The organism is Methylocystis sp. Uni0008 (genome assembly GCF_056838045.1).
Window position 1 is genome coordinate 162197 of the sequence record NZ_CM166370.1, and the last position, 16383, is coordinate 178579.

The window sequence follows — 16383 nt, forward strand, 5'->3', positions numbered from 1 at the left end:
ATCGCGCTCTCGTCTTCGAGAGTCACGTTCATGCGCCTTCCGACCCGCTCGCTTTTCTGTGTATTGCTTTTCGCTTCCGGCGCGATTTGCGCGCGGGCGGACGATCTCTCGGAGGTGTTCGTCCAATGCGCGGCCTGTCACGGCGTTGACGGGATCGCGAAGAGCGCCGACGTTCCGCATCTCGCCGGACAGAATGAGCTTTATCTCTTCAACCAGATCAAGGCCTTTCGCTCCGGCGCGCGGCCGCACAAGGAGATGCGCTATATGAGCCGACGGCTCTCCGAGTCCGAGATGCGCGAGATCGCGCGTCATTACGCCACGATGCCGCGCTAGGCATGTCGACGACGCGCCAGCTTGCGACTTACGCGACGGTCGGCGTCGGCGCGACGCTCGCGCATTACGCGGTTCTCATCGCCCTGGTCGAAGGCGGGGGATGGCGCGCCGTGCCGGCGACGCTGTGCGGCTACGTGGTCGGCGGCGTCGTCGCTTACCTGCTGAACCGTCGCCACACGTTCGAAAGCGAGCGACCCCATGCCGAGGCGACATGGCGCTTTGCGCTCGTCGCCTTCGCGGGCTTCTGCGTCACCTATGCGCTGATGAGCCTCTTCGTCGATCGCTGGGGCGCGCCCTATCTGCCGGCGCAGATGGTCACGACCGTGCTGGCGATGTTCGTCACCTTCGCGCTGAACCGGCGATGGACGTTCGGGTGAGCGATGCGGTTTCAGCGGGTCATGCCCGCGCTTGTCGCGGGTATCCACGCCACGACATCGCGTTCATTGACAAGCCTCGCGCGCGGGATCGCGTGCATGGCCGGGACAAGCCCGGCCATGACGGGACTGTTTTTCGGTGCGATCTCGCTATGGCCACTTCACCATGGGCGGCATGGAGGAGAGGATCGAGTCGACATTGCCGCCGGTCTTCAATCCGAAGATCGTGCCGCGGTCGTAGAGCAGATTATATTCGACATAGCGACCCCGCCGCACGAGCTGCTCGTCGCGCTGCGCCGCGCTCCAGGGCTTGGCGAAGTTGCGCCGCACCAGCTCCGGATAGATTTCGAGAAAACTTTCGCCGACGTCGCGGGTGAAGGCGAAATCCTGATCCCAGGCCGAATTCTGAGCGTCTCCGGCGCTGTTGAAATAGTCATAAAAGATACCACCGATGCCGCGCGGCTCGTTGCGATGCGCGAGGAAGAAATATTCATCGCACCACTGCTTGAAGCGCGCATAATCGGCCACGGGATGGCGCTCGCAAGCGCCGCGCATCGCGCCATGAAAGGCGATCGTGTCCGGATCGTCCTGCGTGCGCCGCGCGTCGAGCACCGGAGTCAAATCCGCGCCGCCGCCGAACCAGGCTTTTGTCGTCACGACGAAGCGCGTGTTCATATGCACGGCGGGAACATTGGGGTTCCACGGGTGGGCGATCAGCGAGATTCCCGTCGCGAAAAAGCGGGGGTCTTCCGCAGCGCCCGGAATCTGCTTGGCGAATTCGGGCGCGAAGGTCCCGAACACCGTCGAGCAGTGGACGCCGGCCTTTTCGAACACGCGGCCCTTGATCATCCCCATGCGTCCGCCGCCGCCCGGCGCGCCGCCGATGTTTCGAGCGGCGCCTTCTAAAGTCGCGCCGCCGTGATCCGTTCGGCTCCAGGCGGTGAGAACGAACCGGCCGGGCTCCTCGGCTTCGGGCGCGAACGGGCCGGGGGCTGCGTCCTCCAGCGCCTCGAAGGCGGCGATGATGCGCAGTTGCAGCGACTCGAACCATGCGCGCGCGGCGTCCTTACGGGTTTCGAGCTGATCGGGCGCGGCGTTCATAGGCGTCTCCTTGGTCGCCGTTTCATCCCGCCGGCGCCGCGCCTTGTCAATTCGTCTGGACAGTTACCGCGCCATATCAGCGACTTTCATCTTGGAGTTCTGGCGCCCGGCGGCGGGCGTCCCCGTCGCCGCGGCGAAGCCGGCGCGAAGAAACTGCACGAGCGCCGTCTTGACGTTGCGGCCGCGCTTGGTGAGTTCCGTGACATAGCAGAGGCGGGGCTCTCCGTTCGGCCACTCGTCGTTTTTCAGCTTCGCCTGTCGCATGTCTTCCACCACCTGCGCCTTCACCTCTCGCGAGTCCTTCATCGTGATCAGACCGTCCGCCGCCAGATGCCGGTCCGCATTGTAATCCTCGCTCATTTTCTGATTTGCGAATTCGAAGTCGCACAGCTTGCCCTGGTCGCCGACATAGAGGAGCCGCTCCACCCACGCCCCGCGGAGCGAGCGGATATCGTCGGGCAGCAAGTCTTTCATTTCCGCCGGCAGATCCTGATAGATCGGCGTCGACGCGGCGATCTGATCCACTTTGAAGGCGGCTTTCATGTTGAACCCCTCGAAGCTCTCGATCTGAATGAACTTGACGAAGAGCTTGCCGAGGACGCCGCGCGCCTCCGAAAAATTGGTCACCAGCGCATAGAGGCCGATGCAGAGAAGGATGGTGAACAGAGCTGCGTTAAGAGATTTGAGCAGCCGCTCCCAAAGCGCGAGCGAGATGCGAATTGCCTGATGAGTCATATCGCCCTCCCGAACAACTCAGTTAATATCGCGTTAAAAACGCCGACGGTTTCAGACTAATCGGGGCTTTTGGCGACGCGCTGTGCGGCGGCGCACCTGGTCAAAGGGCGTGCAACTGCCTCAGCGCCTCGCCCATGACCATCGCCGCGGCGACGGCGACGTTCAGCGAGCGCAGGCCGTGGCGCATGGGGATGCGCAGCGCCACATCGGCCGCGGCGTGGACCTCTTCCGGCGCGCCAGCGGATTCTCTGCCGACGAGCAGAATGTCGCCTTCCTTGTAGTCGCAGTCGAGAAAGGAGATCGCCGCGTGGGTGGACAGCAGCAGCAGGCGGCGCGTTTCGCCAGCCTCGGCGCGAGCCGCGCGCCAGTCTTGGAACGCAGAGAAGGAGGCGTGTCGGTCAATCGTCACGCGATGGAGATAATCCATGCCGGCGCGACGGAAATCGCGGTCGCTGATGGGGAAGCCGGCAGGCCCGATAATGGCCGCGGCGACGCCCAGACATGCGCAGGTTCGCAGCATCGTTCCGGCGTTTTGCGGGATGTCTGGCTGATACAGAGCAAGCGTGAGAGGAGCCATTCGCGCGTTCCAATCGGATGAAACGGCGGATTTGCGGCATATCGCCGCGAATGCCGTCAAGGTCTTGTGTCACGGCGGCCACGGCCAAATTTCCCTGTCGCGTATTGTGGACAGCGGCTGAGATTCGCGTAAAACGGGTCGCCTTGGGCGCAGCCGCCGCCTAGGCGGCGGAGACTTGAGACCGTTGGGAGAGGTTCGAGCGTGACAAGCAAAGATGCCGCCGTGAAGCCGGCGGAGCCCAGCCGCCGGGATATTCTCTATGTCGCCACCGGCGTCGCCGCCGCGGGCGCCGCCGGCGCTGTGGTCTGGCCGCTCATCGCCCAGATGAATCCGGACGCGTCCACCCTCGCGTTGGCTTCGACGGAAGTCGATCTTTCGACAGTTCCCGAAGGCCAGATCGTTACTGTGAAATGGCGCGGCAAGCCTGTTTTCGTGCGTCACCGCACGGCGGCCGAGATCAAGGCGGCCGAGGACACGCCGCTATCGGTTCTGCCGGATCCGGAGGCCGATTCGAAGCGGGTCCAAAAGCCCGAGTGGCTGGTCATCATCGGCGTCTGCACGCATCTCGGCTGCATTCCGACCGGCAAGGAAGGCGAATTCAACGGCTGGTTCTGTCCCTGCCATGGCTCGGTCTACGACCTGTCGGGGCGGATTCGCAGCGGCCCCGCGCCGACGAATCTGGAAGTGCCGCCCTACGCCTTCCTCACGGAAAACAAAATTAAGATCGGCTAGCCAAGGCCGAGCGCCCTTCAATTTCTCCCACGAAATTCCGAGAGCAGCAGGCCCATGGAAGGACACTCCCAATACACGCCCAAAAGCGGCTTCGCTCGCTGGTTAGAGCGCCGGTTGCCGATTTTGAGCTTCATGCATGATTCCTTCGTCGCCTATCCGACGCCAAAGAACCTCAACTACATGTGGGTGTTTGGCGCGGTTTTGAGCTTCATGCTCGTGGCGCAGATCGTGACGGGCGTCGTTCTGGCGATGCATTACACCCCAGAGACGACGCTCGCTTTCGATTCCGTCGAAAAGATCATGCGCGATGTGAATTGGGGAACGGTGCTGCGCTATGCGCACGCCAATGGCGCCTCGATGTTCTTCCTCGCCGTCTACATCCACATCTTTCGGGGCATGTACTACGGCTCCTACAAGGACCCGCGCGAAGTCCTGTGGATTCTCGGCGTCATCATCTTCCTGCTGATGATGGCGACGGGATTTCTCGGCTACGTCCTGCCCTGGGGGCAAATGTCCTTCTGGGCCGCGACCGTCATCACCAATCTTTTCTCGGCCATCCCGGTTGTCGGCACGTCGATCACCACCTGGTTGCTTGGCGGCTACTCCGTGGACAATCCGACTCTCAATCGCTTCTATGCCTTGCACTATCTCGTGCCGTTCATCATCGTCGCGATCGTCGCGCTGCATGTCTGGGCGTTGCATGTGACGGGTCAGAACAATCCCTCGGGCGTCGAGGTGAAGAACATCAAGAAGGACACGGTGCCTTTCACGCCCTATGCGACCTTGAAGGACGCGGTTGGGATCGCGGCGTTTCTCCTGGTCTATGCGTGGCTGACGTTCTTTGTGCCGAATTATCTCGGCCACCCCGACAATTACATCGAAGCCAACCCGCTGGTGACGCCGCCGCACATCGTGCCGGAGTGGTACTTCCTGCCCTTCTATGCGATCCTGCGGGCGATACCGAACAAGCTGCTCGGCGTCATCGCGCTCTTTCTGTCCATTTTGATCACCGCGGCGCTGCCTTGGCTCGACACCTCGAAGGTGAAGTCGGCGGTCTATCGACCGCTCTTTCGCAAGGAGTTCTGGGTTTTCCTGGCCGTCTGCATAGGGCTTGGCTATCTCGGGGCGCAGCCTGCCGAAGGAGTCTATCTTTGGTTCGCGCGTCTGCTTTCGGCCTATTATTTTCTGCACTTCCTCGTCATCCTGCCTGTCATCGGCAGGATCGAGAAACCGGAACCCGTTCCTGAGTCGATCGACTCTTCGATCGTGCGCGGGGAAACGTCCCATGTTTAACGCGCATGCATATTCACTGGGCAAGAATCCACTGATGAAGCGATTGTCGCTGGTTTCTCTCGCGGTCGCCACGACGATGGCGCTGGCCGGTCCCGCCTGGACGCAGCAGGAAGCGCCGCCGTCAGCCACCGATCAGGTCGCGGCCCCTTCGGCGAAGGAAAAGGAAGCGCGCCACGAAAGCACGCGGCACGAGGAAAAGCCCAAGCGCTTCGAGTGGAGTTTCGCCGGCGCTTTCGGCCGCTACGACAAGGCGCAGCTGCGCAGAGGATTCAAGGTCTACAAGGAGGTCTGCTCCTCCTGCCATTCGATCAAGATGCTCGCCTTCCGCAATCTGTCGCAGCCCGGCGGACCTGAGTTCTCGGAAAAGGAAGTCGAAGCGCTCGCGGCGAGCTACAAGGTCAAGGACGGACCCAACGAGGCCGGCGAATATTACGATCGCCCCGGTCGCCCGAGCGACCGCTTCCCGCCGCCTTTCGCCAATGAGCAGGCGGCGCGCGCGGCGCTCGCCGGCAATTATCCGCCGGACATGTCGGTGCTAGCCAAGGCGCGCGGCTATTCGCGGGGCTTTCCGCTCTTCCTGTTCGACGCCTTGCCCGGCTTCTCCTATCAGGAGCATGGCGTCGACTATATCGTTTCGCTGATGGAGGGCTACGAAGATCCTCCGCCAGACGTGAAACTGCCGGAAGGACAGTTCTACGATCCCTATATGCCCGGCCGGCGCATCGGCATGCCGCCGCCGCTTTCCGACGGCGTCGTGACCTACGACGACGGCGCGCCGCAGACGATCGACCAATACGCGAAGGACGTCGCGGCGTTCATGTTGTGGGTCGCCGAGCCGCATCTTGAGTCCCGCAAGCGGGTTGGCCTGGGCGTGCTGGGCTTCCTCGTCGTTTTCGTCGGCCTGCTTTACTTCACCAAGCGCAAGATCTGGTCGGGCGTGCCGCATTGATTGCGGCGCGCCGGTCAGCGTTGGGCGCACGCTCACCCATCACTTGATCTTCTTCAATTCGGCGAGCGCGCTGGTCGCATGCTTGACGGCGCGGGTCGTGTCGCCAAACCGCGCGCGCATTTCGGCCAGGCGCAGATGCCGGATCGCGCGGTGCAGCAGCTTGTTGGCGGCGCGGTCCCGTTCAAGGGCTTTTTCATGCAGCGCCTCGCGGGCATGGCCGAGCGCGCTCATCACATGCGTCACGACTTCCTTCGAGTCGCCTTTTGCGCCGTCTTCGATCGCCTCCTGAGCGTGCTCTATCGCGGCCTCCACATGAATGCCGATGCCCGCCATCGCATGACCGCCGGACAAGGCCAGCATCGCAGCGGCTACAAAGGCGAATACGCTCGCTCTGCGCGTCATGGTCATCTCCTCATCGCCCAGCGGGCGGCATAGCATGTCCAAGAGGTAGGGCTTCAGCGAAAGCTTCTCAATCCGCGCTGTCCGCCATTTCTTGATCGAACGCGTCAAATCAGGCACAAGGCGCTACGTCTCTGGGCGCTCCATCGCCCGCTATTTTTCCCGGAAAGGTTGCAATGTCGGAGATCATGCGCGTCGGTATCGCGGGGCTCGGCACCGTCGGCGCCGCGGTAGCGCGCCTGCTGCGCCGCCAGGCCGAGGCGCTGACCGCCCGCACCGGGCGGCATATCGTCGTCGCCGGCGTCTCCGCCCGGGATGCGACAAAGGAGCGAGGCGCCGACCTTTCGGGCGTGGAATTCTTCCCCGATCCGATCAAGCTCGCTGCATCGCCGACGATCGACCTTTTCGTCGAATTGATCGGCGGCTCCGAGGGGCCGGCGCGGGCCAGCGTCGAGACGGCGCTCGCCCATGGCAAGCCGGTGGTCACCGCCAACAAGGCATTGCTGGCGTCGCACGGTCTGCATCTCGCGGCGCTCGCCGAGGAGAAACACGCCGCGCTCGCTTTCGAAGCGTCGGTCGCCGGCGGCATTCCGATTGTGAAGACGCTGCGCGAAGGCCTTGCCGGCAATTCGATCGAACGCGTCTACGGCATTCTCAACGGCACCTGCAATTACATCCTGTCGCGCATGGAGCAGGAGCAGCTGTCCTTCCAGGAATGCCTCACGGAGGCGCAAAAACTCGGCTACGCCGAGGCCGATCCGACCTTCGACATCGGCGGCTTCGACACCGCGCACAAGCTCGCGATCCTCACCTCGCTGGCGTTCGGCACGCGCATCGCCGCGAGCGCCATCGATATCGAAGGCATCGAGCGCGTGACGCTCGCCGACATCGACGCCGCCGCCGAGCTTGGCTATCGCATCAAGCTGCTGGGCGTCGCGCAGCGCACTGCCGATGGCGTCGAGCAGCGCGTTCATCCGACGATGGTCAGCAAGAACTCCGCCATCGCCCAGGTGATGGGCGTGCTGAACGCCGTCACCATCGACGCCGACGCGGTGCATGAGCTGACGCTCGTCGGGCCGGGGGCGGGGGGCGACGCCACCGCCTCGGCCGTCGTCGCCGACATCGCCGACATCGCCAAGGGCGTGCGTTCGGCGCCCTTCGGCCTGCCGACGGCCAAGCTCGCCGAACTCAGGCGCACGCCGATGCAGCGCCACGAAGGCGGCTATTACATCCGCATGTCGGTGCGCGACGTCGCGGGCGCCTTCGCCAAGATCGCCACGCGCATGGCGGAGCGCCGAATATCGCTGGAAAGCATCGTGCAGCGCGGCGCGCGCGGCGCGCCGGGCGACTGCGTCGACGTCATCCTCATCACCCATGCGACGAGCGAACATCTGGTGCGCGAGGCGCTGGACATGATCTATCAGGACGGCGTCATCGTCTCGCGCGCGCAGGTCATCCGCATCGAACGCGAGTAGCGCGACATGACGCAGCAATCCGAAACCGACGCGTCGCAGATCGACCGCTATCTGACGCTGGAGCTTGCGCGCGCTTCCGAGCGCGCCGCGGTCGCGGCGGCCAGACTGCGCGGGCGCGGCGACGAAATGGCCGCCGACCTCGCCGCGGCGGAGGCGATGCGCGAGGAACTGTCGCGGCTTCCGGTGCGGGGGCGCATCGTCATCGGTGAGGGCGACCAGGACGCGGCGCCGCTGCTCTATGTGGGCGAAGAAATTGGCGCAGGCGTCGGCCCTCGCGTCGATATCGGGGTCGCGGCGCTCGAGGGATCGACGCTTTGCGCCAAGGACATGCCGGGCTCGATCGCCGTCGTCGCCATGGCGCCGTCGGGCTCGCTCCTGCATGCGCCCGACGTCTACATGGACAAGATCGCCATCGGTCCTGGATATCCGGAAGGCACGGTCGATCTCGATCTTGATCCGGGCGACAATGTCAGAGCGCTCGCCATCGCCAAGGGCGTGCGGCCGAGCGAAATCACCGTGAGCATTCTCGATCGGCCGCGCCACGCCGACATCATTCGCACCTGCCGCAACGCGGGCGCCTGCGTGCGCCTCATTACCGACGGCGACGTTGCGGCGATCATTCTCACCACCCATCCTTCGGAAACCGGCGTCGACATGTATCTTGGCCGCGGCGGCGCTTCGGAAGGCGTGCTCGCCGCCTGCGTGCTGCGTTGCGCCGGCGGTCAGATGCAGGGGAGACTCGCGCTCGAAACGCGCGATCAGATCGCGAATGCGCAGCGTCTCGGCCTTCTCGAACCGCGCCGCAAATACGCGGTCGGCGACATGGCCGCCGGCGACGTCGTCGTCTGCGTCACTGGCGTCACCGCCGGTCCGCTCGTCGGCGGGGTGTCGCTCGGCAAGACGACGATCGACACGGAGACGATCGTCTATCGTTCGGCGACGGGCACGATCCGCCGCATCCATGCGATACATCGCGCCGAGGGGAAGTTCGATTGACGTCGAACGCGCATGAGAGCGCTGCGCTGGCGAGCAACCGAATTTCATTGCGGACGGGAGGTATGTCGCGCCGATGACCCCCGCCGCCCATGTCTCCGCCGCCATCGAGGCGCTCGAAGATCTCTCGCTGCGCCGGCGGCCCGCCGCCGATGCGCTGAAGGACTGGGGTCTCGCGCATCGCTTCGCCGGCTCGAAGGATCGCGCCGCGATCGCCAGCCTGGTTTTCGACGCGCTGAGGAAGCGCGCATCCGCGGCCTTTATCATGGGTTCGGACGCGCCGCGCGCGATCATGCTCGGCGCGCTGCGCGAGGCGCGCGGCCTCGACGCGGAGGCGATCGCGGCGCTCTGCTCCGGCGCGGGCCATGCGCCGGCGCCGCTTTCCGACGAGGAGCGCGCACGCCTGGAGACGGCCTCGCTCGAGACTGCGCCGGAGCATGTGCGGGGCGACTATCCCGAATGGCTGGCGCCGCGTTTCGCGGCGGCCTTTGGCGCGCGCGCAGCGCAGGAAGGCGCGGCGCTGGCGGCGCGCGCGCCCGTCGATCTGCGCGTCAATATTCTGAAAGGCTCGCGCGAGCAGGCGCTGGAAAAGCTCGCGCATCTTTCCCCCGCGCCGACGCCGCTCTCGCCGATCGGCCTGCGCATCGAGGTCGGGCAGGGGCGGGGGCCGGCGCTCACGGGCGAGACCGCCTATGTGAAGGGCCTCGTCGAGCTGCAGGACGAAGCCTCGCAGCTCGCCGCGCTGCTCTGCGCCGCCGCGCCCGGCGAGCAGATTCTCGATCTTTGCGCCGGCGGGGGCGGCAAGACGCTGGCGCTCGCGGCGCAGATGCACAACCGCGGCCAGATCTACGCCCATGACTCGGCCGGCCGCAGGCTCGCGCCGATTCATGAGCGCCTGGAGCGGGCGGGGGCGCGCAACGTCCAGGTGCGCGCGCCGCGCGGCAAGGCCGACGTGATCGCCGACCTCGAAGCGCGCTGCGACCTCGTGCTGATCGACGCGCCCTGCACCGGAACCGGCGCCTGGCGGCGGCATCCCGACGCCAAATGGCGGCTCGCGCCGGGCGCGCTCGACCTGAGGCTGAAGGAGCAGCGCGAACTGCTGGCTAAGGCGGCGCGTTTCGTGAAGCCGGGGGGGCGGCTCGCTTACGTCACCTGCTCGGTGCTGCGCGAGGAAAACGAGGACCAGGTCGCGGCTTTCCTCGTGTCGATCCCGGATTTCGCCCCTCGCTCGGCCGCAGAAATGGCTGAACAGGCGGGCCTGCCGGAGCTCGCCCGCTTCGCGTCGCCGCATGGCCCCGGCGTCCGCCTGTCCCCGGCGACGAGCGGCACCGATGGGTTTTATGTGTGCGTCTTGCTACACGCCAGTCGTTAGGTCTCTCTCCCGCCAACCGGGGGAGAGACAGGGAGGGGGTGCATGGCGGATGGGAAAGTTCCGAAGGGGGCCTTCGCTCGCAAGCTTCGCCGCAACATGTCGAATGCCGAGCGTAAATTATGGTCGGCGTTGCGCGGCCACAGGTTTCATGCGCTGCAATTCCGCCGCCAAGCGCCTTGCGGTCCCTTTATCGCGGATTTTCTTTGTCACGCCGCCCGGCTCGTCATAGAGATTGATGGCGCGACCCATTCCACCGACGCGGAGCTTTCGCGCGACCGCCGCCGCGACGCTTGGTTTGAGGATAACGGCTTCTCGGTCTTGCGCGTGACCAATGCGGCGGTCTACGCAGAATTTGACGGCGTGCTTGAAATGATACGGTTGCGCGTCGAGGAAAGATTGCCCCCACCCCAACCCTCCCCCGCTTCGCGGGAGAGGGAGTCCGATCCGGGTCCGAATAACGAACCGCGTGACGTCGATCGTTAGGGTCCCCTCTCCCGCGAAGCGGGGGAGGGACAGGGAGGGGGCGATGATTAGAGAACCTATGCCAGCAACCGCCACCGACTCCTTCCATAACGACATCGCCGATCGCCATGACAAGGTGCTGATCGTCGACTTCGGCTCGCAGGTCACGCAGCTCATCGCGCGGCGCGTGCGCGAGGCGGGCGTCTATTGCGAGATCGCGCCGTTCCAGACCGCCGAGCGCGCCTTCGCCGACACTCGCCCCAAGGCGGTGATCCTCTCTGGCGGGCCATGTTCGGTGACGGAGGAGGGCTCACCGCGTGCGCCGCAAAGCATTTTCGACTCCGGCGTGCCGGTGCTCGGCATCTGCTACGGCGAGCAGACGATGGCGACGCAACTCGGCGGGCTTGTCGAAGGCGGCCATCATCGCGAGTTCGGCCGCGCCGATGTGACGGCGCTGGAGCGAAGCGCGCTGCTCGACGGCGTGTGGGAGAAGGGCGGCAGCTTCCCCGTCTGGATGAGCCATGGCGACCGCGTGACGAAGCTGCCGGAAGGCTTTCGCGTCATCGCCGCTTCGGAGAACGCGCCGTTCGCCGCCATTGCTGATGAAGCGCGCCGCTATTACGGCGTGCAGTTTCATCTCGAAGTCGTGCACACGCCCGACGGCGCGAAGCTCCTCTCGAATTTCGTGCACAAGGTCGCCGGGCTGAAGTCCGACTGGACCATGGCGGCGTTTCGCGGCGAAGCCATCGCGGCGATCCGGCGCCAGGTCGGCGACGGCCGCGTGCTCTGCGGCCTCTCCGGCGGCGTCGACAGCGCCGTCGCGGCGGTGCTGATTCACGAAGCGATCGGCGATGCGCTGACCTGCGTCTTCGTCGATCACGGTCTGTTGCGGCAGGGCGAGGCGGAAGAGGTCGTACGGCTTTTTCGCGACCACTACAATATTCCGCTGCATCACGTCGAAGCGGCGGATCTGTTCCTCGGCGCGCTGGAAGGCGTCGACGATCCGGAGACGAAGCGCAAGACGATCGGCCGGCTGTTTATCGAGACGTTTGAAGCCGAGGCGAAGAAGATCGCGCAGGATGGGCGCGGCGCGCCGCAGTTTCTCGCACAAGGCACGCTTTATCCCGATGTGATTGAGAGCGTCTCCTTCACCGGCGGCCCGTCGGTCACGATCAAATCGCATCATAATGTCGGCGGACTGCCGGAGCGCATGAACATGCGGCTGGTCGAGCCGCTGCGCGAACTCTTCAAGGACGAAGTGCGCGCGCTCGGCCGCGAACTCGGACTGCCCGAAGCTTTCGTCGGGCGCCATCCCTTTCCGGGGCCGGGGCTCGCGATCCGCTGCCCCGGCGTCGTCACGCGCGAGAAGCTTTCGATCCTGCGCAAGGCCGACGCCGTCTATCTCGACGAGATCCGCAAGGCCGGATTGTATGACGAGATCTGGCAGGCCTTCGCCGCGCTCTTGCCGGTGCGTTCTGTCGGCGTGATGGGTGACGGGCGCACCTATGATTACGTCGTCGCGCTGCGCGCCGTGACGTCTAGCGACGGCATGACCGCCGATTTCTATCCCTTCGATATGAGTTTTCTCGGCCGCGCCGCAACGCGCATCATCAATGAGGTGAAAGGCGTCAACCGTGTCGTCTATGATGTTACGTCGAAGCCGCCGGGGACCATTGAGTGGGAATGATTCAGGCCATTCCCAGCGTATCCATGGGTATCCGGATATGCGACGTAATATACTGATTAAAAATAAAAAATCCTCCACCATCGATCAGAGACTATCGGCCGGCAGAGATTGCCGCTGACGGACTCGCTGACGGTATGCTTCCCCATTGCGAAAATCGATTTCGTCCGATACCGTCAGGGTCCGAGCACCATCTGACGGTCTTTTTTTCGGCATAGCTCATTAGAAATAAAAGAGATTTCACCATAAACGTGCCAGAAAATGGCCTGACGGTCTTTTCACGGAGACAGGCGAGATGCTGACGGATGCAGCCCTTAAGCACCTGAAATCAAAAGACAAAATTTACAAAGTGACGGACCGGGACGGCATGTATGTGCTCGTGAAGCCGTCGGGGACCCTCACTTTTCGGCTGGATTACCGGATGAACGGGCGGCGCGAGACCGTCACGTTCGGCAAGTACGGGCCAGCGGGCCTATCGCTCGCTCGGGCGCGCGAGCTGTGCATCGACGCCAAGCGGGCGATCAGCGAAGGACGATCGCCTGCGATTGAAAAGCAGCGGGAGAAGCGCCGGCTCCTGGAAGCGAAGTGCTTTGGCGAGTTTGGTGAGAAATGGTTGACCGCGGCGCCGATGGCGGACAGCACGCGGGCGATGCGCCGGTCGATCTTCGAGCGCGAGCTACTCCCCAAGTGGCGTAACAGGCTGCTGACCGAAATCACCCCGGATGACCTCCGAGCTCATTGCGGCGCCATCGTCGATCGAGGCGCGCCGGCGACAGCGATCCACGTCCGCGACATCGTCAAGCAGATCTTCGGCTTCGCGATCTTGCACGGCGAGAAGGTCGCCAACCCCGCTGACGATGTGGGGCCGTCTTCGATCGCAACCTTCGTGCCGAAGGACCGATCGCTCTCGCCGACCGAGATTCGGATCATGCTCAAGCTGCTCGAGAAGGTGGCAACACTGCCGACCATCAGGCTCGGCATGCGGCTCTACCTGCAGACTATGGTGCGCAAGAGCGAGCTGCAGGACGCTACTTGGGACGAGGTCAATTTCGAGAATGCCGTGTGGACCATCCCGAAGGAGCGGATGAAGCGCTCGAAAGCGCACAATGTTTATCTGTCGCGCCAAACTTTCGATATCATGATCGCGCTGAAGACGTGCGCCGGAAATTCGAGATACCTTTTGCCGTCGCGCTATGACGCGGACGCGCCGATGTCGCGCGCGACGTTCAATCGCGTCACCTACGCGGTCGTCGAGCAAGCGAAGAAGGAGGGGCTGCCGCTGGAGCCGTTCACCGTCCACGATCTGCGCAGGACCGGATCGACGCTGCTGAACGAACTCGGCTTTAACAGTGATTGGATCGAGAAGTGCCTGGCGCACGAGGATGGTCGTTCGTCGCGCGGCGTCTACAATAAGGCCGAGTACGAAGTGCAGCGTCGCCACATGATGCAGGAGTGGTCGGACATCATCGACGCCTGGCTCGCCGGCAAGAAGCGCGTGCCGACGCTCATTCCGCCTTCGATGCCGCTGCTTGAACCGGATCCCGCTCTCGAACCGGGCGCAAGCGCCGTTGTCTGACGTCGGGAGACTGAGCGCGCCGGATGGGTGCTGACCGGCGCGAGGCGAGCCATGCCTCGACCTCCGCAAGATCCCACACAACGCATCGTGGTGAGAGAGCGAAGCGTCGAGGAAATTCTCCGCGCTGTTCCATCTCGTAGACGGTGCTGTCGGCGAGCGGGACCATCTCGCGCAACTGATGCCGGCGGATTGTTCGTCTAGTTGGCTTGTCGGTCAAACGGACCATCTTGCGGCGCCTCGAGTTCATGACTGAGGAGAATTGAAAGCAATAGCTATCGATAAGTGGAAGCCTGAATTAGGGGAGATCGGGTCAGGGCGGGCCATGGCGTAGAATTCGGACAATATGTTCTGCGTCTCTCGCTCACGAATGCGAAATGGTTCCAAGCTGCGGCGGCCACCATCCGCCGAGTTCGCGCTTCATTCGACGCACGCCGAATCGAAGTCGCGCGACTCCGATTCAAAGCCGGGCGCCGCGCTGCGCACGGTGGCGAGGCGCACGGCCGCGAGATCCGCCGCGCGAACACCGCCGAATCATGGCTGTCGGCTACCCGGTCTATGGCGGGATGACGAGTAGCGGGTGTCACACCGACAATGGGCGTGTGCGACGTCGACAGTAACTGTGGTTACTCGGCTGAGTCAGCCCACGCCTGGTGAATTGACGCTAGATATCCAGCACGATGGCGCTCCATACTTCTACCTCTTCCGGCGGGGCCGCCGTCCTCTCGTGTCGGTCGGCCCAGAGGATCATCTCGAAGAGTACGGGCGCCAGATCGATGCCGCGCTGAGCCCATCTGAAACGCGACTTTTATGAGCGAACGTAATGACCGCTGCGAAAGGAGTGCACGATGAAGCAATTTGTTTTTCTGACCTACGGATTTGAAAAGCCCACGCCGGAAATCATGCAAGCGTGGAACCGTTGGTTCCAATCCATAAAAAACAATATCGTCGAGCAATATGGCCTTATCAATGGCCGAGAGATATCCAGAAACGGCGCCAGGCCCTTGCCGCGTGATCTTCGGCGATAACCGGCGTCATCGTGGTGAACGCCGAAAGTCTCGAGGACGCGGAGAGGATGGCGGAGGGCAATCCGTACATGACGAGCATCAGGATCTATGAAATCACGCAGACGTAGTTCTGTTCGTTTCGCGAGAACGTACAGCTCGCGGAATGCTGGATAGAACGCGCGACGTTTGAGGCTTACAGGAATCTGGCGAGCGCCAAATGACCAGTTCCTCAGTGGCCAGCTCACGCTGGGTACAGTCCTGCTTCTCGGTCAATTGCTGGTGCTAGCCGTTGGCTGCCAAGCTCTCGACGGATTTCTGCTGGAGACCCTTGAGCGCGCTGTCCATCAGCCCTCTCATTTTCCAGCGCAGCAGCAGAAGATCGAGTAACCGGCCGATGGGTCCGAACTTGGGCGTGTAGGTAATTTGCATGACGGCGCGGCCTGTTCAACAGCTACGGTCTCGTCGATCTGCGCGACCCCAACAACATGGTCGGGCTGGTCCGCTACACCGGCGAAATCTTCTCGACGCCTGATGTCTTGCCTTTTACTGGCGCTGAGTCGCTTCCTGGGGCGCTAGCCTTCGCCTCTTTCAATTAAGCCCGTAAGCTGCGCCCCTGAATTTGCCGCGTCAGCTCATGCTCACCTTAAAAAAAGAGACCCAAGGCGCCGCCGGCCAATCCGCCCACGACGGCTGCAGCGATCATGTTGGGAATGCCGCCGAGGCTTAGATAGGCGAGAACGCCCAGAATTAGTGCGCCAACACCGGCGAAGATATAGGTGTTGGTTGTGATTTCCCATTCCCTTTCGCCGGATGGCCTTTGATCCGTCATTGCCAATCCCTCCCTTCGGCGAACGTCCTGCTCTCGGAGGTCGACGCCCGCCAAAGTCATCTGGCTTAACGAGAGGGAGGGTCAATGGTCGCGGCGTACATAGCCGACATAAACGCAGCTCATCATGACCGCCGCCGTCGCCGCAGGGTCACCCAAATCCGCCGGGGCCGCTTGGTAGCAATCGCAATCAAAGACGAAATAGCCATCGGAACCGCCGTTCGACTCGAACGTCGAGAATTTATAGGCACGACATGTTTTGCCCAAGCTCTCGTCGAGCAAGCGGGCGGCGATAGGGGCTAACCCTTTAATATCCGGTTTGCAGCACGTGGAGGCGTACGCCCAGGCATAAGAGCAACGTGGCGAAAAAACCGCCGTGTCGCCGCAAACACGATTCTTTTTGTCTAAGAGGACAAGACGCGCCAAAACGCTGAGCCTCACTGTAGTCGTTGAAGTTCGAAAAGATATCACAGGGCCGCAGCGCAGCCACAACATTCG

At 63.4% G+C, this 16383-nt stretch carries 20 protein-coding genes; 12 read left to right on the forward strand and 8 right to left on the reverse strand.

Annotated features, from left to right (window positions below):
- Positions 1-30 precede the first annotated feature (30 nt).
- The gene (locus AC0X69_RS00785; protein WP_482610373.1) at positions 31-333 is read left to right on the forward strand and encodes a c-type cytochrome; all 303 of its coding nucleotides are present in this window, start codon (positions 31-33) and stop codon (positions 331-333) included.
- A gap of 2 nt (positions 334-335) precedes the next feature.
- Entirely contained in the window at positions 336-710 is a 375-nt protein-coding gene (locus AC0X69_RS00790; protein WP_482610375.1) for a GtrA family protein, read from the forward strand.
- Positions 711-857: 147 nt separating this feature from the next.
- Here AC0X69_RS00790 and hemF read toward each other — a convergent pair whose 3' ends face one another.
- From hemF to AC0X69_RS00805, 3 genes are all read right to left on the reverse strand, one after another.
- Positions 858-1808, reverse strand: a complete 951-nt coding sequence (hemF, locus tag AC0X69_RS00795; RefSeq protein WP_482610377.1) for an oxygen-dependent coproporphyrinogen oxidase — start codon at positions 1806-1808, stop codon at positions 858-860.
- Between the two features lie 63 nt (positions 1809-1871).
- Positions 1872-2543, reverse strand: a complete 672-nt coding sequence (locus tag AC0X69_RS00800; RefSeq protein ID WP_482610379.1) for an rRNA methylase — start codon at positions 2541-2543, stop codon at positions 1872-1874.
- 100 nt (positions 2544-2643) lie between these two features.
- A complete protein-coding gene (locus AC0X69_RS00805; RefSeq protein ID WP_482610381.1) occupies positions 2644-3120 on the reverse strand; it encodes a tRNA (cytidine(34)-2'-O)-methyltransferase in 477 nt (158 codons plus the stop codon).
- Positions 3121-3321: 201 nt separating this feature from the next.
- Between AC0X69_RS00805 and petA the strand changes: the two genes are divergently transcribed.
- From petA to AC0X69_RS00820, 3 genes are read left to right on the forward strand one after another with little or no spacing between them, the layout of a single operon-like run.
- Positions 3322-3852 (forward strand): ubiquinol-cytochrome c reductase iron-sulfur subunit, encoded by a 531-nt coding sequence (gene petA, locus AC0X69_RS00810; protein WP_482610383.1) that lies wholly within the window; start codon positions 3322-3324, stop codon positions 3850-3852.
- 54 nt (positions 3853-3906) lie between these two features.
- A complete protein-coding gene (locus AC0X69_RS00815) occupies positions 3907-5145 on the forward strand; it encodes a cytochrome b (RefSeq protein ID WP_482610385.1) in 1239 nt (412 codons plus the stop codon).
- Between the two features lie 34 nt (positions 5146-5179).
- A complete protein-coding gene (locus AC0X69_RS00820; protein WP_482613281.1) occupies positions 5180-6094 on the forward strand; it encodes a cytochrome c1 in 915 nt (304 codons plus the stop codon).
- A gap of 39 nt (positions 6095-6133) precedes the next feature.
- Here the strand turns inward: AC0X69_RS00820 and smbP are convergent, their stop codons facing one another.
- Positions 6134-6496: a small metal-binding protein SmbP gene (smbP, locus tag AC0X69_RS00825; RefSeq protein ID WP_482610387.1), complete on the reverse strand. Its 363-nt coding sequence runs from the start codon at positions 6494-6496 to the stop codon at positions 6134-6136.
- A 173-nt stretch (positions 6497-6669) separates the two neighbouring features.
- Between smbP and AC0X69_RS00830 the strand changes: the two genes are divergently transcribed.
- The 6 genes from AC0X69_RS00830 to AC0X69_RS00855 all read left to right on the forward strand — a co-directional run bounded on the left by AC0X69_RS00830 (position 6670) and on the right by AC0X69_RS00855 (position 14055).
- Entirely contained in the window at positions 6670-7968 is a 1299-nt protein-coding gene (locus AC0X69_RS00830; protein ID WP_482610389.1) for a homoserine dehydrogenase, read from the forward strand.
- A gap of 6 nt (positions 7969-7974) precedes the next feature.
- Positions 7975-8964, forward strand: coding sequence for a class II fructose-bisphosphatase (glpX, locus tag AC0X69_RS00835; RefSeq protein WP_482610391.1), 990 nt, complete (start codon positions 7975-7977; stop codon positions 8962-8964).
- A 73-nt stretch (positions 8965-9037) separates the two neighbouring features.
- Positions 9038-10333 (forward strand): RsmB/NOP family class I SAM-dependent RNA methyltransferase, encoded by a 1296-nt coding sequence (locus tag AC0X69_RS00840; protein WP_482610393.1) that lies wholly within the window; start codon positions 9038-9040, stop codon positions 10331-10333.
- 42 nt (positions 10334-10375) lie between these two features.
- Positions 10376-10816, forward strand: a complete 441-nt coding sequence (locus AC0X69_RS00845; protein ID WP_482610394.1) for an endonuclease domain-containing protein — start codon at positions 10376-10378, stop codon at positions 10814-10816.
- Positions 10817-10874: 58 nt separating this feature from the next.
- A complete protein-coding gene (gene guaA, locus AC0X69_RS00850; protein WP_482613282.1) occupies positions 10875-12482 on the forward strand; it encodes a glutamine-hydrolyzing GMP synthase in 1608 nt (535 codons plus the stop codon).
- A gap of 292 nt (positions 12483-12774) precedes the next feature.
- A complete protein-coding gene (locus tag AC0X69_RS00855; protein WP_482610396.1) occupies positions 12775-14055 on the forward strand; it encodes a tyrosine-type recombinase/integrase in 1281 nt (426 codons plus the stop codon).
- Here AC0X69_RS00855 and AC0X69_RS00860 read toward each other — a convergent pair.
- Positions 13985-14281 carry a helix-turn-helix transcriptional regulator gene (locus AC0X69_RS00860; RefSeq protein WP_424375759.1) on the reverse strand — a complete coding sequence of 99 codons (297 nt, stop codon included), beginning with the start codon at positions 14279-14281 and terminating at the stop codon, positions 13985-13987. The two genes, AC0X69_RS00855 and AC0X69_RS00860, sit on opposite strands and share 71 nt — an antisense overlap.
- Positions 14282-14900: 619 nt before the next feature.
- Between AC0X69_RS00860 and AC0X69_RS00865 the strand changes: the two genes are divergently transcribed.
- Entirely contained in the window at positions 14901-15080 is a 180-nt protein-coding gene (locus AC0X69_RS00865; protein ID WP_424375760.1) for a hypothetical protein, read from the forward strand.
- Between the two features lie 261 nt (positions 15081-15341).
- Here the strand turns inward: AC0X69_RS00865 and AC0X69_RS00870 are convergent, their stop codons facing one another.
- From AC0X69_RS00870 to AC0X69_RS00880, 3 genes are all read right to left on the reverse strand, one after another.
- On the reverse strand, positions 15342-15488 hold the full coding sequence (locus tag AC0X69_RS00870; RefSeq protein ID WP_482610397.1) for a hypothetical protein: 147 nt from the start codon (positions 15486-15488) through the stop codon (positions 15342-15344).
- Between the two features lie 214 nt (positions 15489-15702).
- Positions 15703-15888, reverse strand: a complete 186-nt coding sequence (locus tag AC0X69_RS00875; protein WP_482610399.1) for a hypothetical protein — start codon at positions 15886-15888, stop codon at positions 15703-15705.
- An 81-nt stretch (positions 15889-15969) separates the two neighbouring features.
- A complete protein-coding gene (locus AC0X69_RS00880) occupies positions 15970-16311 on the reverse strand; it encodes a hypothetical protein (protein ID WP_482610401.1) in 342 nt (113 codons plus the stop codon).
- Positions 16312-16383: the final 72 nt, after the last annotated feature.